This window comes from Hoyosella levis (assembly GCF_026008515.1).
GTDB lineage: Bacteria > Actinomycetota > Actinomycetes > Mycobacteriales > Mycobacteriaceae > Lolliginicoccus > Lolliginicoccus levis.
The window spans coordinates 175,040-197,827 of record NZ_BQYM01000005.1 but is presented as its reverse complement, the minus strand read 5'-3'; the positions used below and the strand labels follow the sequence as shown (position 1 = coordinate 197,827).

The 22,788-nt window shown below is 67.5% G+C and carries 17 protein-coding genes; 7 read left to right on the top strand and 10 right to left on the bottom strand.

Annotation, left to right across the window (positions count from 1 at the left end):
• Positions 1–24: 24 nt before the first annotated feature.
• The 3 genes from QC765_RS07460 to QC765_RS07450 are packed head-to-tail and all read left to right on the top strand — an operon-like array spanning position 25 to position 5,026.
• Positions 25–1,464 carry a GlnX family signal transduction membrane protein gene (locus QC765_RS07460; protein WP_278313808.1) on the top strand — a complete coding sequence of 480 codons (1,440 nt, stop codon included), beginning with the start codon at positions 25–27 and terminating at the stop codon, positions 1,462–1,464.
• A complete protein-coding gene (locus tag QC765_RS07455) occupies positions 1,461–2,477 on the top strand; it encodes a glutamate ABC transporter substrate-binding protein (protein WP_278313807.1) in 1,017 nt (338 codons plus the stop codon). Before QC765_RS07460 ends, QC765_RS07455 begins: the two co-directional genes overlap by 4 nt.
• Positions 2,478–2,521: 44 nt before the next feature.
• Positions 2,522–5,026, top strand: coding sequence for a serine/threonine-protein kinase (locus tag QC765_RS07450; protein WP_278313806.1), 2,505 nt, complete (start codon positions 2,522–2,524; stop codon positions 5,024–5,026).
• A 136-nt stretch (positions 5,027–5,162) separates the two neighbouring features.
• On the opposite strand, the gene QC765_RS07445 is transcribed toward QC765_RS07450, so the two are convergent.
• From QC765_RS07445 to fgd, 4 genes are all read right to left on the bottom strand, one after another.
• Positions 5,163–6,752 carry a DHA2 family efflux MFS transporter permease subunit gene (locus tag QC765_RS07445; RefSeq protein WP_278313805.1) on the bottom strand — a complete coding sequence of 530 codons (1,590 nt, stop codon included), beginning with the start codon at positions 6,750–6,752 and terminating at the stop codon, positions 5,163–5,165.
• A gap of 227 nt (positions 6,753–6,979) precedes the next feature.
• The gene (locus QC765_RS07440; protein ID WP_373876703.1) at positions 6,980–8,173 is read right to left on the bottom strand and encodes an acetate kinase; all 1,194 of its coding nucleotides are present in this window, start codon (positions 8,171–8,173) and stop codon (positions 6,980–6,982) included.
• Positions 8,174–8,182: 9 nt separating this feature from the next.
• Positions 8,183–10,243: a phosphate acetyltransferase gene (gene pta, locus QC765_RS07435; protein WP_278313803.1), complete on the bottom strand. Its 2,061-nt coding sequence runs from the start codon at positions 10,241–10,243 to the stop codon at positions 8,183–8,185.
• Between the two features lie 65 nt (positions 10,244–10,308).
• Positions 10,309–11,349 carry a glucose-6-phosphate dehydrogenase (coenzyme-F420) gene (gene fgd, locus QC765_RS07430; protein ID WP_278313802.1) on the bottom strand — a complete coding sequence of 347 codons (1,041 nt, stop codon included), beginning with the start codon at positions 11,347–11,349 and terminating at the stop codon, positions 10,309–10,311.
• Between the two features lie 166 nt (positions 11,350–11,515).
• Here fgd and QC765_RS07425 point away from each other — a divergent pair, with 166 nt between their 5' ends.
• The 3 genes from QC765_RS07425 to QC765_RS07415 all read left to right on the top strand — a co-directional run bounded on the left by QC765_RS07425 (position 11,516) and on the right by QC765_RS07415 (position 16,139).
• A complete protein-coding gene (locus QC765_RS07425) occupies positions 11,516–11,986 on the top strand; it encodes a YybH family protein (protein WP_278313801.1) in 471 nt (156 codons plus the stop codon).
• Positions 11,983–15,219 carry a non-ribosomal peptide synthetase gene (locus QC765_RS07420; RefSeq protein ID WP_278313800.1) on the top strand — a complete coding sequence of 1,079 codons (3,237 nt, stop codon included), beginning with the start codon at positions 11,983–11,985 and terminating at the stop codon, positions 15,217–15,219. The genes QC765_RS07425 and QC765_RS07420 overlap by 4 nt, the downstream gene beginning before the upstream one ends.
• A gap of 113 nt (positions 15,220–15,332) precedes the next feature.
• Complete coding sequence (locus QC765_RS07415; protein WP_278313799.1) at positions 15,333–16,139, top strand: ATP-grasp fold amidoligase family protein; 807 nt, start codon at positions 15,333–15,335, stop codon at positions 16,137–16,139.
• 18 nt (positions 16,140–16,157) lie between these two features.
• On the opposite strand, the gene QC765_RS07410 is transcribed toward QC765_RS07415, so the two are convergent.
• Positions 16,158–17,357, bottom strand: a complete 1,200-nt coding sequence (locus QC765_RS07410; RefSeq protein WP_278313798.1) for an O-succinylhomoserine sulfhydrylase — start codon at positions 17,355–17,357, stop codon at positions 16,158–16,160.
• Entirely contained in the window at positions 17,354–17,767 is a 414-nt protein-coding gene (locus QC765_RS07405; RefSeq protein ID WP_278313797.1) for a rhodanese-like domain-containing protein, read from the bottom strand. Before QC765_RS07405 ends, QC765_RS07410 begins: the two co-directional genes overlap by 4 nt.
• Positions 17,768–17,940: 173 nt before the next feature.
• Here QC765_RS07405 and QC765_RS07400 point away from each other — a divergent pair, with 173 nt between their 5' ends.
• Positions 17,941–19,320 carry an FAD-dependent oxidoreductase gene (locus QC765_RS07400; protein ID WP_278313796.1) on the top strand — a complete coding sequence of 460 codons (1,380 nt, stop codon included), beginning with the start codon at positions 17,941–17,943 and terminating at the stop codon, positions 19,318–19,320.
• A 155-nt stretch (positions 19,321–19,475) separates the two neighbouring features.
• Here the strand turns inward: QC765_RS07400 and QC765_RS07395 are convergent, their stop codons facing one another.
• The 4 genes from QC765_RS07395 to QC765_RS07380 all read right to left on the bottom strand — a co-directional run bounded on the left by QC765_RS07395 (position 19,476) and on the right by QC765_RS07380 (position 22,607).
• Positions 19,476–19,958: a DUF456 domain-containing protein gene (locus QC765_RS07395; RefSeq protein ID WP_278313795.1), complete on the bottom strand. Its 483-nt coding sequence runs from the start codon at positions 19,956–19,958 to the stop codon at positions 19,476–19,478.
• Positions 19,959–20,062: 104 nt separating this feature from the next.
• Entirely contained in the window at positions 20,063–20,632 is a 570-nt protein-coding gene (locus QC765_RS07390; protein ID WP_278313794.1) for an LppA family lipoprotein, read from the bottom strand.
• Positions 20,629–22,317, bottom strand: a complete 1,689-nt coding sequence (locus QC765_RS07385) for an alpha/beta hydrolase (RefSeq protein WP_278313793.1) — start codon at positions 22,315–22,317, stop codon at positions 20,629–20,631. The genes QC765_RS07390 and QC765_RS07385 overlap by 4 nt, the downstream gene beginning before the upstream one ends.
• Complete coding sequence (locus tag QC765_RS07380; protein ID WP_278313792.1) at positions 22,314–22,607, bottom strand: hypothetical protein; 294 nt, start codon at positions 22,605–22,607, stop codon at positions 22,314–22,316. Before QC765_RS07380 ends, QC765_RS07385 begins: the two co-directional genes overlap by 4 nt.
• Positions 22,608–22,788 lie beyond the last annotated feature (181 nt).

Sequence of the window (22,788 nt, the reverse complement as noted above, 5' to 3'; positions counted from 1 at the left end):
GAGCTGATGGGGAGGTGTGGAGCGATGCCCAGGACCACGGGCGCGCAGAAGCACGAACCGGCCTCGTTCGGCTTCAACAGGTTCGGCATCGATCCCTCGGCCGTGCCGCCATCGGGCGGGGACGAGCCCGAATGGTTGATGCCCCGGGCTCGCAAGCCGCTGTCGCGCAAGTACGCGAAGTACTACCCGAACCAGGCCAGCGCCGTCTCGGACCTCGCCCTATCAAGCCCGGGCAAGCTGGTGATCGCAGCGCTCGCGCTGATCATGCTGTGCCTTGGCGCGGGGGCGGTGACGGCCACCTCGATCAGCTCGCGGCAGGACCAGCTCGACACGCTCATCGCGAGCACGGAGCCGATCGCGAGTTCCTCGCTCGAGCTTTATTCGTCGTTGTCGATCGCGGACGCGGCAGCGAGCACGGCGTTCGTGTTCGGCGGCATCGAGCCGGAAGACCTGCGCACCCGCTACCTGCGCGCCAATTTCGATGCCTCCCGCTCACTGGTGAACGCGTCCTCCCAGGTCGGTGATGGCGATGAGAACGCGCAGCGCATGCTCGCCGAGATCGCGATGCACCTGCCGATGTACGCGGGACTAGTGGAGAGCGCCCGGGCCAACAACAGGGTCGGCAACCCGGTGGGCGCCGCATACCTGAACGAGGCATCGCAGATGATGCGCGCCCGGGTGCTGCCGATCTCGGAAGGCCTGTACCGGACGCAATCGCAGCGGGTGGCGGAATCACACGGGCGGTTCGTGCATCCACCCTGGGTCGCCATGGCGATCGTCCTGCTGGTGGTCGTGGTGCTCGCGGCGGCCCAGGTACGGCTCGCGCGCAAGACACAGCGCACGCTGAACCTGGGCTGGGTGATCGCGTCGCTCGTGATGACGCTGGTACTGCTGTGGCTGCTGGTGGTGGGGCTGTTCACCCGCGCCGAGGCGAACCGTGCCCTCGACGAAGGGGTGAGGCCCCTCGACGCGCTGGCCACCTCTCGGATCCTGGCCCAGCAGGCACGGGCCGACGAGACGCTCGGCCTGGCGCGGCGCGGCGAGTCCAGCGACATCGAGGAGGGCTTCGCCAACGCCTCGGCCGCGCTCTCCGCGAAGCTCACCGAGCTCCAGGAGGATGAGCGGGTGACGGTGGGCACGCGCGCGATCGAGACCGCGATCGCCGCCCATGAGGGCTGGCGCGACGCGCATCACCGCATGTCCGACCTGTACGCGGCGGGCGATCACCTGGGCGCCGCGCGCATCGCGGTCGGCGCCGGCGAAGAGGATTCCACCGCCCAGTTCGCGGCGCTCGACGACGCATTGCAGGACGGCATCGCCGCGACGCGCGCCGAGCTGCGCACCGCGCTGACGCGGGCCCGCACCGCCCTCGCGTTCGCCGCGGGCGGGGTCATGGCGCTGTCGGTGCTCGCGAGCCTGGCTATCGCGGGTGGCGTGTGGCCGCGTCTGAGGGAGTACCAATGAGCCCGCGCGCGTGGATTTCCTCGGCCTGTCCCGAGCCAGTTGCCCGCTTCATGGCGATCGCGCTGCTCTGCGTGGGGCTCGTCGCGGGGTGCTCGGTGCCCGATGACCTGCCGGGAGTGCCCCCGACGTATCCCCCACGGCCCTTGCCCGCCGGTGCCGAGCAGATCCCCCGGCCCTCCGAGCTGCAGCCACCGCCGAGCCTGGATTGCGATCCGACAGCAAGCCTCCGCCCCGAGGGCCCCAATCCACCCCCTGGCGAGATCCCGCCGGGAAACACGGTCGCGGAGATCTTCGAGCGGGGCCGGTTGATCGTCGGCCTCGATGCCGGCAGCAACCTGTTCAGCTTCCGCGACCCGCTCACCGGCGACCTCGTGGGCTTTGATGTGGACATCGCCCGGGAGATCGCCCGCGACATCTTCGGCGATCCTGATCGCATCGAGTTCGAGATCCTCACCTCGGCCCAGCGCATTCCCGCGCTGCAGGATTCGCGCGTGGATATCGTGGTGAAGACCATGACCATCACCTGCGAGCGGCGCGAGCTCGTCGAGTTCTCCACCGCCTACTTCCAGGCCTACCAGCGGATCCTCACCGTGAGCGGGTCAGGGATCAGCAGCGCGGAGGATCTCGCTGGTCGCACGGTATGCGTCACCAAGGGAACGACGTCCCTGGCCAGGCTGCAGCGGCTCGCGCCGGACGCGCGGATCCTGGGCGTTCCAGCATGGGCGGACTGCCTGGTGGCGCTGCAACAGCAACAGGCCGATGCCATCTCCACGGATGATTCGATCCTGGGCGGGCTCAAGGCACAGGATCCCTACCTGGAGATCGTCGGCGGGTTCCTCAGCTCGGAGCCCTACGGGGTGGGTGTCAATCTCGGCAATCCGGACCTTGTGCGATTCGTCAACGGAACGCTCGAGCGGATCCGGCGGGATGGCACCTGGAACGAGCTGTACCAGCGATGGCTATCGGTGCTGGGCCCGTCCCCTGGGCCCCCTCCCGCCCGCTACCGGGATTGAGCCGCCGCGCCATGCCACCGACGGAAACCGCAGGGGATGCAGCCATGAACTCCCAGAACCCCGATGATCTCGCCGACGACAACGCCCCTGATGAGGCATCCGCTGACGAGGCCCCAGCCGAGGACCCATCGGCGAACACCGAGATGGTCGCTACCGGCATGGCGGACTCGGGACCAGCCACGACCGGGATGGCCAGCACGGGGATGGCTAGCACCGAGGGCGCCGCCACCGACGCCGTCGCGTTCGATCCGTTCGCCGATTCCGAGGGCAGCGAAACAGGAGAGTCCGATCCTGGCGAGCCTGGCACGGAGGGCGTGGCGACATCCGGGTCCAGCACGACCGGGCCGCAGGGCAGGGCGACCTCGGGAGGCAGCCCGTCGAGCGGTCGCACCAGTGGCCGCTACGTGCGCACCCGCAGCGGCCCGCACCAACGGCTCGGCGCTGGCCTCGTACCTATTCCCCGCATCCCGCCCATCGATCCGGTCTCCGCGATACTCACCGATCCCGCGGTGCCCGAGAACAAGCGATTCTGCAAGAAGTGCAAGCGGCCGGTGGGACGGTCCGGGCCGAATGGGCCCGGCGAGCCCGATGGCGCGTGCAGCAACTGCGGCACCCCGTACTGGTTCACTCCCCTGCTGCGCCCCGGCGACCTCGTGGCCGGGCAGTACGAGATCCGCGGCTGCCTCGCCCACGGTGGCCTGGGCTGGATCTACCTCGCCATCGACCACAACGTCGAGGACCGCTGGGTGGTTCTCAAGGGCTTGCTGCAGTCCGGCGACGCCAAGGCCCAGGCAGTGGCCATGGCCGAGCGGCGGTTCCTCGCGGAGGTCTCGCACCCGAGCATCGTGAAGATCTACAACTTCGTCGAGCACATCAACCGCGAGGGCAACCCGGTCGGCTACATCGTGATGGAGTACGTGGGCGGAACCACGCTGCGCCACCTCGTCCACAACCGGCGCAAGGACCTCGGTGATAACAGTGCTTGCCTGCCCATCGAGCAGGCAATCGTGCTCGTGCAGGAAACCCTGAAGGCCCTGTCATACCTGCATGCCACCGGGCTCGCCTACAACGACCTGAAGCCCGAGAACGTGATGATCACCGATGAAGGCATCAAGCTGATCGACCTCGGAGCCGTTGCCTCGCTCGAGAGCTTCGGCTACATCTTCGGCACTCCCGGCTTCCAGGCCCCCGAGCTCGCGCAGACCGGCCCCACCGTCGCATCCGATATCTACACCGTCGGCCGCACCCTTGCCGTGCTCACTGCCCGGCTGCCCTCCCAGGACGGGGTCTACAAGCCAGGCCTGCCCAGTCCAGAATCAGAATCCCTGTACCGGGAGAACGAGTTCTTCCACCGCGCCCTGCTGCGCGCCACCAACCCCGACCACACGCAGCGGTTCGCCTCCGCCGACGAGATGTCCAGCCAGCTCAGCGGCGTCCTCCGGGAAGTCCTCGCCTACAAGCGGGGCGAGCCCCATCCGGGCATGTCCACCTTGTTCTCGCCGCAGCGCACCACCTTCGGCACCGACCAGGCCGTCCGCCAGACCGACGTCTACATCGACGGGCACATGCGCGACATGCACATGGAGGCCCGCGAGATCGTCGCGGCACTGCCCATTCCGCTCATCGACCCGCTCGATCCGGCCGCGAGCCTGCTCACGGCAACCGCATCGAGCGAACCGAACGAGATCCTCGACTCGATCCGCAAGATCCGCGAGACCACCACCAGCGGTGATGCCGAGACCAAGCACATCCTCGACAAGAGCCTCGCCATCCCTCTCGCGGAGGTCCGGGCCCACCTCGACCTCGAGGAGCCCGAGCACGCCGAACGGATCCTGCGCAAGCTGCGCGCCGACAAGCAGCACTGGCGGCTCGACTGGTACTGCGCGTTCACCGAGTTGCTGCTCGGCGAGTTCGAGCATGCCTTCAACCACTTCGAGACTGTTCTCACCGCGCTGCCTGGCGAGTCCGCCCCCAAGGTCGCGCTCGCCGCCACCGCCGAGCTCATCCTTGATCATTGGGAGACCGACGATGACCTCACCTGGCACAAGTTCGCCGAGAAGTACTACCGGACGGTCTGGCGCACCGACCACAACGTCATCAGTGCCGCGTTCGGGCTGGCCCGGCAGCTCGTGCACGCCGGCAACCGGACGGGAGGGGTCCGGGCCCTCGACCAGGTTCCCCTGAGCTCCCGCCACTATCACATCGCGCGCCTCTCCAGCGTGATGGCGCTCATCGGCGGCAGGCCCGTCGAGGACATCACCGAGAACGAGCTCCGCGAGGCCGCGCGACGGGTCGAGATGGTTCCCGAGACCGAGCGCCGCGCCCTCCAGATGCGCGTCGTGGTGCTCGGAGTTGCGCTTGATTGGATCCGCTCCGGGCGACGGGCACGCTACCCCGAGCCCTTCCTGGGCGTAGCCCTCAATGAGGAAGCGCTGCGTGGCAGCACCGAGCGCGCGCTCCGGGTCCTGGCCCGCAATGCCCCGGAGCGGCGGCATCGCTACCGTCTCATCGACCTCGCCAACGCCATCCGGCCCCGCAGCCTCTTCTGACGCGGCCCGGCGCGGCTGGTTCTGGCCGCGCCTGAGCTGTCGGCCCGGCTCGGCCTGCTGCGACCAGTTGTGTGCGCTTCTGCCCCCTTCGCGGCGAGCGAGAGGGGGCAAAAGCGCACACTTCCGGAGGGACCGGCTAGTGCTGCCCAGCTGCGGCCGAGTCACCCACGCCAGGCTCGCCCACGCCAGGCTCATCCTCGCCGAACCCGTCGGGCCGGTGTGGCATGAACACCGCGAACGCGAGGATGGCGATGCCCAGGAGCGCGCCCACGCCGAAGGCCCATTGCATGCCGCCAACGAGCGCTTCGAGGTCGCTTGCCCCCGCAGACTCGAGGACGCGGGCGCGGGCAGCCATCACGGTGATGAGGATGGCGGCGCCCATGGCGGCCGCGACCTGCTGGAGCGTGGCGAGCAGGGAGCTGCCGTGCGAGTACAGGTGCGGGGGCACGGCGCTGAGCCCAATGGTGAAGACGGGCGTGAAGACGGCGGCGAGCGACACCATCAGCAGGATGTGCGCGGCCAGCACGACCCCCAGGGGCATGGTGAGGCTCATGCGGGCAAAGATGGCGAGCCCGACGAGGATGCCGATTGCTCCGGGCACAATGAGGAGCCGTCCGCCATGCTTGTCGAACATGCGCCCGACCGTGGGGCCCAGTAGCCCCATCGCGAGGCCTCCGGGCATCATGAGCAGGCCGGTCTGCAGCGCGCTGAGGTCACGCGCGTTCTGCAGGAACAGCGGGAACAGCACCATGGCGCCCATCATTGCCATGAAGCCGAACGCCAGGAGCCCGAGGGCGAGCGCGTAGGTGCGATGCGTCAGGGTGCGTAGGTCGAGCAGGGGCGCACCGGTGCGCTGGAGCTGGATCTGGCGCCCGGCGAACAGGGCGATGCCGAGCAGCCCGACGATGATGGTGATGGCCGGGTGCAGGCTGGGATCGTCCGCTCCTATCTCGCTGAGCCCGTACACGGTGATACCGAACCCGAGGGCGGCGAGGATGACGCTGAGCTGATCGAGCGGCCCGCTCTCGTTCTCGCCCACATTCATGAGGTAGCGCAGCCCCGCGATGATGATGGCGGCGACGATGGGCAGCACGACGATGAAGATGAGTCGCCACGAGCCGACGGCGAGGAGCAGGCCCGATACGGCCGGGCCCATCGCGGGGGCCACGGAGATGGCGAGCATGACGTTGCCCATGACGCGGCCCCGGTCATGCTCTGGGACGACGGTCATGAGGGTGGTCATCAGCAACGGCAGCATGACGGCGGTGCCAACGGCTTGCACGATGCGGCCGAGCAGGAGGATCTCGAAGATGGGTGCCGCAGCGGCGATGGCAGTGCCGGCAAGGAACACAGACATCGCGGAGACGAACGCGGCACGAGTGGTGACGCGCTGCAGGAACCAGCCCGTGGCGGGAATGACTACGGCCATGGTGAGCATGAAGGCAGTCGAGAGCCACTGGACGGTGCGCTCGGTGACCTGGAAGACGTCCATGAGCACTGGCAGCGCGTTCATCATGATCGTCTCGTTGAGGATGACGATGAAGGTGGCGGCCACGAGCCAGTGCAGCACGGGCGGGGTCTTGCGCGGCCGTGCTGCCGCAGCGGCGGGTACCGCGGGCGCGGGCAGCCCGGGAGCGGGCAGTACCTCGCCATGCGCGGGGACAGCGGGGGCTCCGTCCGGCACCGGCACGGTGGTGGCGGGGCTTTCCGGATGGTTCTTGGGCACGTCCATGCCTTTCGCGGGGGGTCAGGAGCGCCGCGGTCCCGCCGGGGTGCCGGAGGCCGGTGATGCGCGCGGATTCACCATAGGCGGCGCGTCTGACAACCGGCAATGCAATTTTTCCCACAGTGTCGTGCACCGCAGCGTGGGAATATTCGCAGATCGGACGCATCAGGCGAGCCCCGGATCGATCCCTGTGCCGAGCCTGCTGCTGCGCATCCAGGCTGGGCGCCCTACCCGCTCGCGAGCTTCCAGGCCGCGCGGGCGATGGCGAGCTCCTCGTTGGTAGGAACGACGAGGACGGTCACCGCGCTCTCGGGGGTCGAGATGATGCGGGGCTCCTTGGCGCGAGCAGCATTGGCCTCCTGGTCGAGGATGATGCCGAGCCGCTCGAGCCCGGCGAGGGCGTCGGCGCGGACGTGGCTGGCATTCTCGCCAACACCGGCGGTGAAGGTGATGACGTCGGTCCCGCCCATCTGGAGGTGGTAGGCACCGATGTACTTGCGGAGCCGGTGGATGTAGACGTCGTAGGCGAGCTGCGCATCCTCGTCGCCACTGTCGATGAGGTCGCTGAGCGCGCGGAAGTCGTTGACGCCGGAGAGCCCTTTCAGCCCGGAGCCTCGGTTGAGCATCTCATCGAGCTCATCGATGCTGAGGCCAGCGACGCGCAGCAGGTGCAGGAGCGCGCCGGGGTCGATGTCCCCGCTGCGGGTGCCCATGACGAGCCCCTCGAGGGGGGTCAGCCCCATGGACGTGTCGATCGCCTCGCCGCCACGGATCGCGGAGACCGAGGCACCGTTGCCGAGGTGCAGGACGATCTGGTTGACGGAGTCGTAGGGGCGGCCAAGGTGCTCGGCGGCCTGGTGGGAAACGTAGTCGTGGGAGGTGCCGTGGAACCCGTAGCGCTGGATACCGTGCTGCTCGGCGATGTCCCGGTCGATGGCATAGGTGCTGGCAGCCGCGGGCAGGGTGGTGAAGAAGGAGGTGTCGAACACCGCCACGTGCGGCACCTCGGGCAGCAGCGCGCGGGAGACCTCGATGCCGAGCAGGTTGGGCGGGTTGTGCAGCGGCGCGAGCGAGGAGAGCTTGTCGACCTCGGCGACGACGTCGTCGGTGATGAGGGTGGGCCTGGTGAAGATGGTGCCGCCGTGGACAACGCGGTGACCGACCGCAGCGATGCCGAGGTCATCGAGGGATCCGCCATCGCGGGTGAACATGTCGAACGCGAGCGCGAGCCCGGCCTTGTGGTCGGCGATGGGCGCGCGCTGCTCCGTCTCGCCCGCGCTGTCGGCATGGGTGATGATGCCGTCGCGCTCGCCGATGCGCTCGACGACGCCGCTGGCGAGGGCTTCGCCGGATGCAGGGTCGAGGAGCTGGTACTTGATCGACGATGAGCCGGAGTTGATGACGAGGACGGTGCGGGCCACCACGGCCTCCTATTCCTTGTGGGCCTGGATGGCGGTGATGGCGACGGTATTGACGATGTCCTGGACGAGGGCACCGCGGGAGAGGTCGTTGATGGGCTTGTTGAGGCCCTGCAGGACGGGTCCGATGGCGACGGCGCCAGCGCTGCGCTGCACGGCCTTGTAGGTGTTGTTGCCGGTGTTGAGGTCGGGGAAGATCAGCACCGTGGCCTCGCCGGCGATCTTGGAGTCGGGCATCTTGCTGCGCGCGACGGAGGGCTCGACCGCGGCGTCGTACTGGATAGGGCCGTCGACGAGGAGGTCGGGGCGCCGATCCTGGACGATCTTGGTGGCACGGCGGACCTTGTCGACGTCCTCGCCGCTGCCGGACTCGCCCGAGGAGTAGGACAGCATGGCGACCTTCGGCTCGATGCCGAACTGGCGGGCGGTCTCGGCGGAGGAGATCGCGATATCCGCGAGCTGCTCGGAGGTTGGAACCGGCACCACCGCGCAGTCGCCGTAGGCAAGAACCTCGTCGGCGAGGCACATAAGGAAGATGCTGGAGACGATGGAGCACTCGGGGACGGTCTTGATGACCTCGAACGCGGGGCGGATCGTGTGGGCGGTGGTGTGGACGGCGCCAGAGACCATGCCGTCGGCGATGTCCATGTGCACCATCATGGTGCCGAAGTAGGCGACATCGACCATCATCTCGCGGGCCCGTTCCTCCGTCATGCCCTTGTGCGCGCGGACCCGGGCGTACTCGGTGGCGAACTTGTCGAGCAGGTCCGAGGTGGCAGGGTCGATGATGTCGGCGGCCTCGAGATCGAGGCCGAGCTCGGCGGCGCGCTTGCGGACGGACGACTCCTCGCCAAGGAGGGTCAGCTGGGCGACCTCCCGCTGCAGGAGTCGGCTGGCGGCGCGGAGGATGCGGTCATCGGTGGCCTCGGGCAGCACGATGTGCTTGCGGTGCTCGCGGGCGCGGTCGATCAGCTGGTACTCGAACATCTGCGGTGTCATCACCGACGGCATCATGACCTCGAGCTGCTTGATCAGGGCCGACGCGTCGACGTGCTTCTCCATCAGCCCGAGGGCGGTATCGACCTTGCGCTGGGAGCCGACGCCGACGCGGCCGCGGGTCTCGGCAGCGATGCTGGCGGTCTTGAACGTGCCGTGCTCGGTGGTAATAATGGGCAGCTTCGGCTTGAGGCCCTCAACGAGGGACGCCACGGACCGGTGCGGGAGCAGGCCGCCGTTGAAGATGATCCCGGCGAGAGAGGGGAAGCCCGCGGCCTCGTGCGCGTTGACGAGGGCCAGAAGCACATCGGAGCGGTCGGCGGGCGCGATGACCGCGGCGCCCTCGGTAAGCCGCTCGAGCAGGTGCTCGGCCGTCATCGCCCCGACCAGCACGGCCGTCGCCTCGCGCTGCAGCAGCTCGGCATCCCCGCTGTAGAGCTCGCCGCCGAGCGCATCGAGGAGCTCCTGCATGGTTGGGGCCACCATGAGCGGCACCTCGGGCAGCGCCCAGGCCGCGACCCCGGTCGCCTCGAGCGCCTTGGTGATGTCGTCGATCTGGTCGGGCGCGCACCGGTTGGCGATGATCGCTACTGTGTGGGCGCGCATGGTACGTAGCTCGCTCAGGCACAGTTCCGCGGCGTGCGCGATGGTCTCCGCGTCCCGCCCGCTGCCGGAGAGCGCGAGCAGCACGGGCGCGCCGAGATTGACGGCGACGCGAGCATTGAAGGTCAGCTCGGTGGGACTGACCACATCGGTGTAGTCCGAGCCCACGATGACGACGGCATCGCATTTCTCGGCGACGACATGAAAGCGGCTGACGATGTCGGAAAGGGCACGCTCGGGGTCGGCATGGACGTCGGCATAGGTGGCGCCGATGCACTGCTCGTACTCGAGGTCTGCCGTGGTGTGCTCGAGCAGCATCTCGAGGATGTAGTCAGTGTGATCGTTGGAGCGGGAGATCGGGCGGAACACTCCCACGCGCGCGGCGGAGGCCGCGAGGAAGTGCAGCACCCCCAGCGCAATGGTGGACTTCCCGGTATCCCCGGATGGCGCGGCAACGTACACACTCGACGGCATGTTCCTATTCTTAACCGTTGCGTGCGGGATCGCGCGAATTGGGGCGAAAATCCAGCCCCCTGGAACTAACCGAGGGCGCGCAGGCGCGGGGCGAGATCCCGGGCGAACAGGTCGAGGAAGCGGGCTTGATCGTGGCCGGGCGCGTGGAAGACGAGATGGTTAAGCCCGGCGTCGAGGTACGGCTTGATCTGCTTGACCGCTTCGTCGGGGTCGGAGGCAACGATCCACCGCTTGGCCACCTGCTCGATGGGCAGCTCATCAGCGAGGCGCTCCATCTCGGCGGAACTGCTCACCGAGTGCTTCTGCTCCGGGGTGAGGCTCAGCGGCGCCCAGAACCGGGTGTTCTCGAGCGCGGCGTCATGGTCGGTGTCGTAGGAGAGCTTGATCTCGATCATCTTGTCGATCCCGCTGGCGTCCCGGCCCGCGGCCTCGGCGCCCGACTCGACCGCGGGCAGCAGCTTCTCCGTGTAGAGGTCCATGCCCTTGCCGGACGTGCAGATGAAGCCATCCCCCGCCCGGCCCGCGTACTTCGCGACAACAGGCCCTCCGGCCGCGATGTAGACCGGCAGGGGCTGCTCGGGACGATCGTGGATGGTCGCGTCGACGGTGTGGTAGTAGTCGCCGTCGAAGGTGACGTTGTCCTCGGTCCACAGTGTCCGGATGAGCCGGATCGCCTCGCGCAGGCGGGCGAAGCGTTCCTTGAACTCGGGCCACGGATGGTCGTCGGAGACGTTGAACCCGGTGGCGATCTCATTGAGCGCCTCGCCGGTGCCCACCCCCAGCATGATGCGCCCCGGATAGAGCACGCCCATCGTGGCGAACGCCTGCGCGATGACGGCCGGGTTGTAGCGGAAGGTGGGTGTCATCACGGAGGTGCCGAGATGGATGCGGCTGGTCCGCTCCCCCACGGCCGTCATCCAGGACAATGAGAACGGGGCATGCCCACCGGTGTGCCGCCACGGCTGGAAATGGTCGCTGACGGTGGCGGAATCCAAGCCACACTGCTCGGCCTTGACCGCGAGCTCCACGAGGTCGCGGGGCGCGAACTGCTCCGCCGATGCCTTGTACCCGAGCTTGAGCACTGGTGTGCCTCCCTTCGCCAGCATCCACGCTACCCGCTGGAGCCGGCTGCGGGCGCGCCCGGAGCGGACGGGCGGAAAGTCTCGGCCTCGGCTCCTTCATGTTCGGCTAGCCTGGTCGTATCACCGGGCCACGGACCATCATCCGTACCGCCATGCCTGGGTGTTTGCCATCGACACGCTGGAGCGATCAATGCCTCCTCACGGGGTTGAAAAAGTCGACGATCTCATTGCCTGGTTCCGCGACTGGGAACAGCACATCAACAACGTGGATCTCGACGCTGCACGGACGATGTTCCACAGCGAGGTGGTGGGATTCGGCACCCACAAGCCGCTGCTGCTCGGAATAGATGAGCTCGCGAACAAGCAGTGGGCCGCGATCTGGGGCTCGATGTCGGGCTTCCGGTTCTTGCTCGGCGAATCGCGGACTTGGCAGGCACCGGACGGGCTCACGGGATGGGGGATCTGCCCGTGGACATCCACGGGCTACGCCGAGGACGGCACCGCCTTCCCCCGCCCCGGGCGCGCGACCGTGTTGTTCGCCCGGGGATCGATGGAGGATCCGTGGCTCGCGATCCATACACACATCTCCCTCGCGCCCGGTGTTCCCCAGCGAACCTTCGGCCCAGGCGGGGAAGGCGACCGCTCCACTGTGGGCGGATGACAGCGATGGCGGGGCCGTTGGCCAGCCCGCACCTCGCAAGCCTGCTGGGCCATTCGACCGATGCGGGCTCCCCTGCCATCACGTGCGGCGAGCAAAGGATCACCCATCGGGAGCTTGATGCTCGCACGAACCGGATCGCGCGTGGGCTGGCTCGTCGCGGAATAGGACCCGAGCACATCGTTGCGCTCGATATCCCTAGTTCCATCGACCTCGTCGTCCACGTCCACGCGGTGATCAAGGCTGGAGCGGCCTATCTCCCCCTCGACCGGTCGCTCCCCGAGGACCGGCTCGCTGGGATGCTGCGGACGGCTCGTCCGTCGCTGATCATCTCTGCTGATCGCGCGCCGCTGCGGTTCGAGCCGTTTCCCGCGGTCGCGCCCGCGGATCTCGATGATCACGCCTCGTCCTCCGCCTCGCTGGACGATCCGGACCGGATCGCGCCCTTGCGCCCGGGCTCCGCCGCCTACGTGATGTTCACCTCTGGCTCCACCGGGACGCCGAAGGGAGTGGTCATCCCGCACGCCGCGATCACGAACCAGATCACATGGATGTGCGATCGTTTCCCGCTCCCCGCTGGCGCCACTGTGCTGCACAAGATCGCTCCGACATTCGATGTCTCGGTCTGGGAGCTGTTCTGGCCGCTCGCATGCGGCGCGCACCTGGTGATCGCGGACCCCGCCTCGCGCAATGATCCCAGTTACTTGTGCAAGTTGATCGACCAGCACTCCGTGACACATGCGGTCTTCGTTCCCTCGCCATTGCGGGTGTTCGCCGAGCTCGCGCAGTCACGCTCGCTCGAGACATTGCGCCATATCCTCGTGATCGGCGAGGAACTGCACCAGGAAACCGTTGATCGGCTGGATTCGCTGTGCGCGGCAACGGTGCACAATCTCTATGGCCCGACAGAGGCTGCTGTCTCGGCGACCCAGTTCGAAGCCGCGGCATCCCGCGCGTGCACAGGAGAAGGCCGCCGGGTCGTGCCGATCGGGCACCCGCAGCGCGATGTGCAGGCCTTGCTGCTTGGCCCCGGGCTGTCGCCCTCCACTGCCGGCCCCGGAGTGGAGCTGTACCTGGGCGGCGTGCAACTGGCCCGGGGCTACCTCGGCCAGCCCGGTCTCACCGCGACACGGTTCGTGGCCAATCCCTATGGCCAGCCAGGAAGCCGCATGTACCGCACCGGTGATCTCGCCGTGCTCTCCGAGCCCACGGGATTCCAGTTCCTCGGTCGCAATGATCACCAGGTGAAGCTGCGCGGGCACCGCATCGAGCTCGGCGACATCGAGCATGCGCTGCGCCGCCACCCCGGGGTCAGCTCGGCAGTCGTCCTCAAGCGGACTAGTCACGGGGGCGAGCATCTCGATGGCTATGCGGCGCTCGCCGGGACGGCCTCGGTGACCGTTCCCGAGCTGCAGGATCATCTCGCGGCAGTGCTCCCGGCCCACCTGGTGCCGGCCCGGCTCGCCACTGTCACGTCGTGGCCACTGACGGCGAGCGGCAAGCTCGACCGGTCAGCCCTCCCGCCCATCAGCGCTGGATCCGATCTTCCCGGCGACACAGTCTCCCTAGCGGCGGAGGAAGCCACGGAGCTCGAGGCCACCATCGCGCGGGAGATGTCGGCGATCCTGCGCTGCCCCGTGAGCGCGACCGATTCCTTTTTTGCGCTCGGCGGAGACTCGTTGTCCGCGGTCAGCCTGCTCACTGGCCTGCGCCGGCATTTCCCGAGCCCGCCCACCGTCGAGGAACTGCTGCGGAATCCCTCGCCCCGCGAGATCGCCCGGATGGCCGGGCCAGGCAGCCACGCTGTAGCGACGAGCAGGCCCGGGATGGCTCCACCGCCCCGGCCAGCACGCATCCAGCTGGCACCCCAGCAACGGCGGATGCACAAGCATTTCCGTAGCCATCCCGAATCACCGATGAACAACCTGATCATGGCCTTCCACGTCGACGGCCAGATCGATGCATCCGCGCTCGATGCAGCCCTGCTCGATCTCGTCGAGCGGCACGAATCCTTGCGGACCATCACGCCGTGCGACGAGCCCGCTCCACTCCAAGTAGTGCTCGCGGCCGTGGATGCCTGCCGCGGCCTGGTGCGCCACTGCCCGCCAGACGGTTCGGCGCTGCTCGATGCGCTGCGTCGCGTCCGCGATATCCCTTTCGATCTCGAGGCGGAGATTCCGCTTCGGGTCCATGTGCTCGAGAAGCGCGACGGGTCCCCGCGCGCGCTCGCGCTGGTCGTCCACCACACCGCGTGCGATGGATTCTCCGAGGCAGTGCTCCTGCAGGATCTCTCGACCGCCTACGCCGCCCGCTCCCGAGGCACAGCGCCCGGGTGGCCGCGCCTCCGCATCGAGTACATCGATTTCACCCTCGCGCAGCTCGCTCTGCTGGGCGATCCCGCGGACCCAAGCTCTCTTGCCGCCACGAATCATCGCTGGTGGCTCGACATGCTCGCAGGGTCGGACGACCACATCTCGCGCATGCTGGACAGGCCGCGACCACCATGCCGGAGCACTTCCGCCGGCAACCATGCGGTCAGCACCAAGCCGCCCGTCCTGGCTGCGACGACGCTCCTCGCAGCCAGGAACAGGACCACCCGCTTCATTGTCGTCCAATCCATACTTGCCGTGACCCTGGCCGAGGCGAGCGGTAGCGATGACATCGTGATCGGTGTTCCCGTGACCCGCCGCAGCGATGAGGACCTCGCCCGCGTGGTCGGCATGATGATCGTCACCGCTCCGATCCGGATCCGGCTGAGGCAAGGCGAATCGTTCTCTTCCCTGCTCGAGCGGGTGCATCGAACCTGCCAGGAGGCATTCGCTCGCCTCGACATCTTCCCCGATGCACTGATCGACGAGCATCGCGCCCGATCCGCGAACTCCGCAACGGCGCTGGCACAACCAGTTCCATCGCTCTACAACGTCATGCTGGCATACCAGAACTATCCATCTCCATCGCTGGAACTGTCCGGGGTTGCTTCATCGCTCATCGAGATCCCCGAGGACCAGGCTCGGATCGATCTGCAGCTCGCCATGCACGAGCGTCCAGAAGCAGGCGGCACGGTGCTCGATATCGCCATGACCTACGCCACCGAAGTTTTCGATCACTCGACGATCGAGTCGCTAGCATCGCGATTGCTCCACAACCTCGCGCGCTTCTGCTCGGGCGACGAGACCACCATGCTGATCGACATTGCCCCACCACTCAGCTCGCAGAAGGCGGTACCAGATCCATGAATCGAGCCGGGCAGGCCCGCCGTGCCACAAACACAGCCCTTGGGCATGCGCTCGGGGCGATGCCGCTAGCGATGCGACGGCAGCTGATGTATGCGGCCACTCACAATGGGCGGATGGCCAACCTCAGGTCCCCTGAGCTCTTCACGCACAAGGTGAACTGGCGGATAGTCCATGATCGGCGCGAACTCCTCAAGCCCACCTGCGACAAGGTAGCCATGAAGGACATCGTGCGCGAGCGGCTCGGAGGGAGCATCTGCATACCCCGCACCCTGTGGTCGGGGCGCTCCCTGGAGCAAGCACGGCACGCACCACAGGAAACGTGGGAATGCCCGTGGGTGCTCAAGCCCGCGCACCGATCCCAGCAGATCATCGAGGGCACGGGACCGCCCGATACTGATGAGCTCCTGAACCAGACCCGCGGATGGATGCACCAGCCGAACTGGACCGTGCTGGGCGAATGGGCCTACCAGTTCGCGACTCCGCGGTTTGTCTTCGAGGAACGGCTTGGCGACGGCACAACCCTGCCCCCGGACTACAAGTTCCTGGTTTTCCACGGCGTTCCACGCTTCATCGTCGTGGAGGCCAATCGACATGACCAGCTCACGGTCAACTACTACACGCCGGACTGGGTGCGCCAGGAAGTGCCGGTCGCTACCCCCGCCGGGCCCGACATGCCCCGGCCGCGCCGCCTCGATGCCATGCTCGCGCTGGCCTCGGAGATCGCCCACGGGTTCGATTTCCTGCGCGTCGACCTGTATGAGCTCGATGGCGAGATCTGGTTCGGCGAGACCACCCCATACCCGGTGGGCGGGCTATCGAAGTACCCGGAATGGCTCGACCGCCAGCTCGGCTCCTACTGGGAGCTCCCCGAGCTAGAGACTCCCTGCGCTAGGAGAGCCGGGAACCACGCTGACCGCTGAAGCCGACGCCGTCCCCGTTCACGCGAGTGCTTGCTGCAGGTCCTCGATGAGGTCGTCGACGTGCTCGAGCCCCACGGAGATGCGGACCACGCCGTCGGTGATGCCGACGGTCGCGCGTCCCTCGGGCCCCATGGCGCGGTGGGTGGTGGTGGCGGGGTGGGTGATCAGGGTCTTCGAATCGCCGAGGTTGTTGGAGATATCGATGATCCGCAGCTTGTCGAGCACCTCGAAGGCGCGCGCCTTGCCATCCTCGGCATCGAGCTCGAACGTCACCACGGTGCCGCCGCCGAGCATCTGCCGCTTCGCGAGCTCGTACTGCGGGTGCGAGGGCAGGAAGGGGTAGCGAACCCAGCGGGTGGCGGGGTGCTCGTCGAGGAACTCGGCGATGCGATGGGCAGCCTCGTTCTGCTGCTTGATGCGGATGCCCAGCGTCTCGAGGCCCTTGAGCATCACCCACGCGTTGAACGGGCTCAGCGCGGGACCGGTATGGCGCATCAGTGTCTGAACGGGGCCGTCGATGTAGTCCTTGGGCCCCAGGATCGCGCCGCCCAGGACCCGGCCCTGGCCATCGATGTGCTTGGTGCCGGAGTACACCACCACGTCCGCGCCGAGCTCGAAGCCCCGCTGCAGCAACGGGGTCGCGAAGACATTGTCGAGCACGACCTTCGCCCCGGCAGCGTGGGCGAGCTCAGCGACCCGCTGCACATCCACGAGTGCCTGCATCGGGTTGGCCGGCGTCTCGAAGAACACGGCAGCGGTCGGCTTCGCGAGCGCCTGCTCCCACTGATCGAGGTCCTCGCCGTCGACGAACTCCGTCTCGATGCCCCATCGGGGAAGGATCTCGTTGCACACCACGAAGCAGGAGCCGAACAGGCTGCGGGCCGCCACGAGCCGGTCGCCGGCCTTCAGCAGCGCGCCGAGCGCCACGAAGACCGCCGCCATGCCGCTCGCCGTGCCGAAGCATGCCTCGGCACCGTCCATGAGGCGCAGCCGCTCCTCGAACATCGCGACGGTGGGATTGCCATAGCGGGAATAGACGAAGCGATCACCATCGATGAAGGCCTGCTCGGCGGCACCGGCGGACTCATACACATAGCCGGACGTGAGATAGAGCGCCTCGGCGGTCTCCTCGTAGCCGGACCGCGCGAGGCCACCACGCACGCCAATGGTCTCGGGGCGGACGCTCCCGGGCAGCGGACGCTGCGGCGGGAGGCTCATGACTGCCTCCACGGCAGGCCAAGGGCGCGCCAGCCGCGATGACCGCGATGACCCTGGTCGTCGATGGCGCCCTCGAACCCGTCCAGGACGTTAAAGGCAGGGCCGAGGCCCGCGGAGGTAGCGAGCTGCGCCGAACCGATGGAGCGCTGGCCCGACCGGCAGAGGAACACCAGCGGCTGGCCAGGGTGGATGCCGGCGGCGGCGAGATCGTGGAGGAAGTCCGCGTTGCGCGCGCCAGTGGGGAAACCGACCCACTCGACGAAGACGGTCCGCTTGCCCAGCGATGAGACATCGGGCACACCCACATAGTTCCACTCGGCCTGGGTGCGGACGTCGACGAGGACTGCCTCGGGATCGTTCTCGAGCATCTGCCATGCCTGCTCGGGGCTGATGTCACCTGCGTAGCTCACCCCTACAGAGTTCCATACCGGGGGGCTCGCGCGCACACTGGCAGGCATATGCAGCCAGCGGCTCAGGAGGGGGCCGGGCACCTAGCAGGTTAGAGCAGGCTTACCAGTGCCGGAATTTCTAATCTACACTGGACACTCGACTGTCCACCCCAGAATGAGGTTAAGCGCTTCTGATGACTGACCAGAATCGGCCGTTGCGAGTTGGAATCGTCGGGTCCGGCCCCGCCGGCATCTATGCCGCTGACGCCTTGATGAAATCAGACGCCGCGGCTGAACGGGGGGTCAGCATCGACATCTTCGAGCGCATGCCCGCCCCCTTCGGGCTGATCCGGTATGGCGTCGCGCCCGATCATCCCCGAATCAAGGGCATCATCACGGCGCTGCACAAGGTGCTCGACAAGCCTGAGGTCCGGCTATTCGGCAACGTCGACTACGGCACTGACATCGACCTGCCCACGCTGCATTCCCTCTACGACGCGGTCATCTTCGCCACTGGCGCCAACGCCGACCGCGCCCTGGGGATCCCCGGCATCGACCTCGATGGCTCCTACGGCGCCGCCGACTTCGTGTCCTGGTACGACGGCCACCCCGACGTGCCCCGCGAATGGCCCCTCGAGGCCGAGAAGGTCGCCGTCCTCGGCGTTGGCAACGTCGCCCTCGATGTGGCTCGCGTGCTCGCCAAGACTGCCGACGAACTGCTCGAGACCGAGATCCCCCACAATGTCTACGAGGGATTGAGCGCCTCCAAGGCCCGCGAGGTCCACGTGTTCGGCCGCCGCGGCCCCGCCCAGGCCAAGTTCACCCCGCTCGAGCTCAAGGAGCTCGCGCACTCCCCCAACGTCGATGTGATCGTTGACCCGATCGATATCGATTACGACGAGGCCTCCGAGATCGCGCGGCGCTCGTCGAAGATCGTCGACCAGGTCGCCAACATCATCCAGGACTACGCGATCCGCGATCCCAAGGGCCTGCCGAACAAGATCTACCTGCACTTCTTCGAGAGCCCCACCGAGATCCTCGGAGCCGACGGCAAGGTCACCGGACTACGCACCGAGCGCACCGAGCTCGACGGCACCGGCAATGTCCGCGGCACCGGCACGTACACCGACTGGGATGTCCAGGCCGTGTACCGCGCCGTCGGCTACCTGTCGGAGAACATCGCGAAGCTGCCCTTCGACGAGCAGGCCGGCACCGTGCCCAACGAGGCCGGTCGCGTCACCGGCGACGATGGCCAGGCCTTGCCCGGCATCTATGTCACCGGCTGGATCAAGCGTGGCCCCATCGGTTTGATCGGCCACACCAAGGGCGATGCGAACGAGACCATCGCCTGCCTCCTCGAGGACATGCCGACGCTGCCCGAGCCCACCGATCCCCGCGAGGACGCGATCACCGACCACCTCACCAGCAAGGGCGTCCCGTTCACCACCTGGGATGGCTGGTACCGGCTCGATGCTCACGAGAAGGCTCTTGGCGAGCCGCACGGGCGCCCCCGCATCAAGGTCGTCGAGCGCGACGAGATGCTCCGCGCCAGCGGCGTCACTGACGAGGAATAGCACGATCCTGCACAGCAGCCCCCGGCCGCGATCCCCACGGATCCACCGGGGGCTGCTGTGCTGCGTGGAGCATTCGTGGGATCGCAGCGGGCCGGGATCGCAGTGGGGTGGGATCGCAGCGGGGTGGGACCGCAGTGGGCCGGGAGCCTGGGGGCCTACAGCACCCAGGCGCCGATCGCCCAGGTAGCACCTGCGGCCAGTGCTCCGAGGAGCTGGATCAGCGTGGAGAGCACGACTGCCTTGGTGGCATGCACTGTGGCATTCCACGCCGCATCGGCTTGGCGGACGCGGGCTGTCTCGGCGAGGAACGTGCCCCCGATGAAGCCGATGAACAGGCCAATGACGGGGATGACGAAGAACCCGACCACAGCGAGGACGAGCCCGACCACGATGGACCGGGTAGGGATTCCTGCATCGCGTAGGGACCTCCCCGGCCAGGTGTACTGCAGCACCCCCGTGATGACGATGAATCCCGTGACCATGAGAAAGATCATCCAGCCGAGCGTCGTGCCCTCGAAGATGGCCCAGGCCAGCACTGCGCCGAAGATGACGATCACGCCGGGCAGGATCGGCAGCACGGTACCGATGATGCCGATGATGATGACGAGAGCGACGATAAGCTCGCCTAGCAGGTTCATGCGGCATACGGTAGCCGGTCGGCCTGCCTGCCAGCGATGATGCGCGCCACGTCCGGTGCGTGCACCGAGCACCGGATTGCCCGGTGCCAGCAGGGCTACCAGTCCTACGACGCCGGTGGCTCCCCGGCAGGCATGCTCTCTGCCTTGTACCGGCAGCCCGTCTCGCCGGTGATGCTCGCCGCCACCTTGGTGCCGATCTGGAGCCGGTTGCCGGTCTCCCCGGTGAGGAGGACGTCATGGTCACCCGGCTGGTCGACCCGGACGTTCACATCGTGGATGCCCGCTCTCGCGGCGATCTCACGGGCGGCGGCGAGGATCTCCGGCCAGTCCGCATCGGGGATGGGAGCCTGCGATCCCCACAAGGGCATGCGCACGCTGGAGCCGTCCGTCCTCGCGAACGCGCCGCCGCACCCCTCGGCGCGTCTCGGCCGGGATTCCTCCCACCGCAGCGCCGGGTTGATGGCGGTCGCAGCGGCCTTGATCTCGTCGACCACCGCGACCATCGTGGCCTCGGTCTCCTCGAGCGTCGGCAGATCGCGCATCAGCTCGGCGGCCTGGGCGATCTCTTCGTCGGAATGGTTGTAAGGGTTGTCCATGATGCCTCCGCATCCGCTCACGGCCATGGCGATCGCCACGATCGGCAGAGCCATCGCTAGCCTGGCTGATCGCTTCATCTGCGCACCACCTGATCCGGGAGACCGCCGACAATGACAGCCATGTTGTAGCCCGATGTTCTCAGCTCCCCATTCGTTCCCATGCGGGAATACTCACTGTGACCGGTCGAGTGCTCGCGCTCGATGCCATCGGGGGTGATCGATTCGTCGGTGGACAGTTGCTCGAAGCCAGCCTCGGTGGGGTCGGGGCCAAATGTGCCGAAGTTGCCGAGATCACCGATCGCATCTCCGTCGCCGCCCATGAAGCTCCACACCCCTTCGGCCTCCATGACGTACGCGTGTCCTTCCTTGAGGCCGAGGTCCTTCTCGTCGCTGGCGTTGATGCCTGGCGAGCCGTAGAACACCGCGTCATCGACGGGCTGCCCCGGGCTAGGGTCCTGCAACGCGAGCCCTGTCGTGTATGAGCCGTAGGAGTGGCCGAGCGCGGTGATATGTGGGTCATCCTGCTCGGATGCCGCCGCGATCCCGTCATAGAAGGATGCGAGCTTCGCCGCGCCCTCCTTGGCATGGTCGCTCTGCGCGACATCGGTGAAGCTGACAGGCATGTCCGCCCAGCCGGGGCCGTCATTCTGTGGTGGCTCGTATCCAAGCCATGCGATCGAGGCGACAGTCTCATCGCCCTTGCCATTGTTGAACAGCTGCCGTTCAGCTTCGCGCTGCAGGCTTGCCGTCTCCTTGACCATGCCCTCGAAGGAATCGGCGATGTTGGTGGTGAAACCAGGCGTCGCGACCGAGACATGGTCAGCCTTGTCTGGGTCCCCGACCGCGAACGCTGCCATGCCCCGTTCCCCTGATCGCATATCGAGCAGCATCAACCGGCCATCCGGATAGTCCTTGAGCAGTTCCTTGATCGTGGCGAGGTCTTCCAGCTTGCGCTCGGTGTACCAGAGCTCCGCGTCAGCGTTAGAGAGCACCCCGCCGAGCATGTTGCCGTCGAGCTCCCCGACCAGGTCCTTGCGCTGGCTCTCGAGGCGCGCGCGCTCGCTATCGATCTGCGCGACGTTCGCCTCATGCCGCACGCCCGACGGCACGCCATCAAGATCGCCGATCCACTCCGGATGCTCCTCGAGCACCCACGTCCGCTGCTGCTCGGTGAGCGCGTCCCAGTAATCGCGGTTCTGCTTCGCCGAACCATTCGCAGGAGGTCCGGGTGCACGATCCCCGCCACTGGATTCCCCTGCCGGGGACTTCCGCTGGGGCATTGCGCCGCGCAAGGACTCGATCGATCTCGCGAGAGATGCGTGGAACGCGTTCGCGGCGGCACTCACCTGCTCCTGATGGTGCGCCAGCTTGACCGCGCGCTCCTCCGGCAGGCTAGCCCCCTGCGGGGCGGTCACGCCCCATGAGTCACTGACATCAAAACCGTCCATGATCGCTGCGCCCACAGTGCTCATCGCGGCTGATTGCTCCGTCCGCATGGTGCGCGCGACCTGGCGCATTGCCGCGGCCGCTGTCTCGAAGTCCGTTGCCGATGCGCGGCCCGACGCCCGCTGCTCGATGAAGCGTTCGCGTGCCAGCCGAGCGGCGGCGCCATCCCAGCTCGGTGGATGCACGACGTCGAACGCGTCGAGCGCTGCATCGGAATACGCCACGAGGGAGGATGCGGCTGACTCGTACAGCGCTGCGTGATGCTCCAGGGCTTCCCAGGCCAGGGCCCGTGCGCGCGACACGGTGACCGAGCTCATGGCCACGCCCCCAGGAGCCGTTGCGCGGATGCCGTCTCGGCTGCGTCGTAGCCGTCACAAGCAGCGGCGATGCGCCGACCGTGGCTGCGCAACGCATCCACATGTGTTTCCCGCACCGCGACAGACGCATCGACGATCTCCGCGATTGCCGCATCAAGCCCCGAGCCAGCGAGCCCAGGCGGCGCGCCCACGCCGAAGTCGATCGAACCGACGTCACCAGCGCAGCGCTCGACCTCGGCTGCCAGCGCGGTGAGCGCACCGGTATCCGCTACGAGTTCCGAGTCATGCATGGCACCTCCGCGTTGGCCGCCGGATCGCAGCCAGGATCATCCCTTTCACACGAGACAGATGCTGGACGCCGTCGAATGGTTCCACCCCTAGCTGTGATTCACATCACATTCGGGTGGCGCTGCCGCAGCACAGCATCGGACTCTGCCCAGGAAGTGTGCCCCGCTCGCCAGCCATGGATCC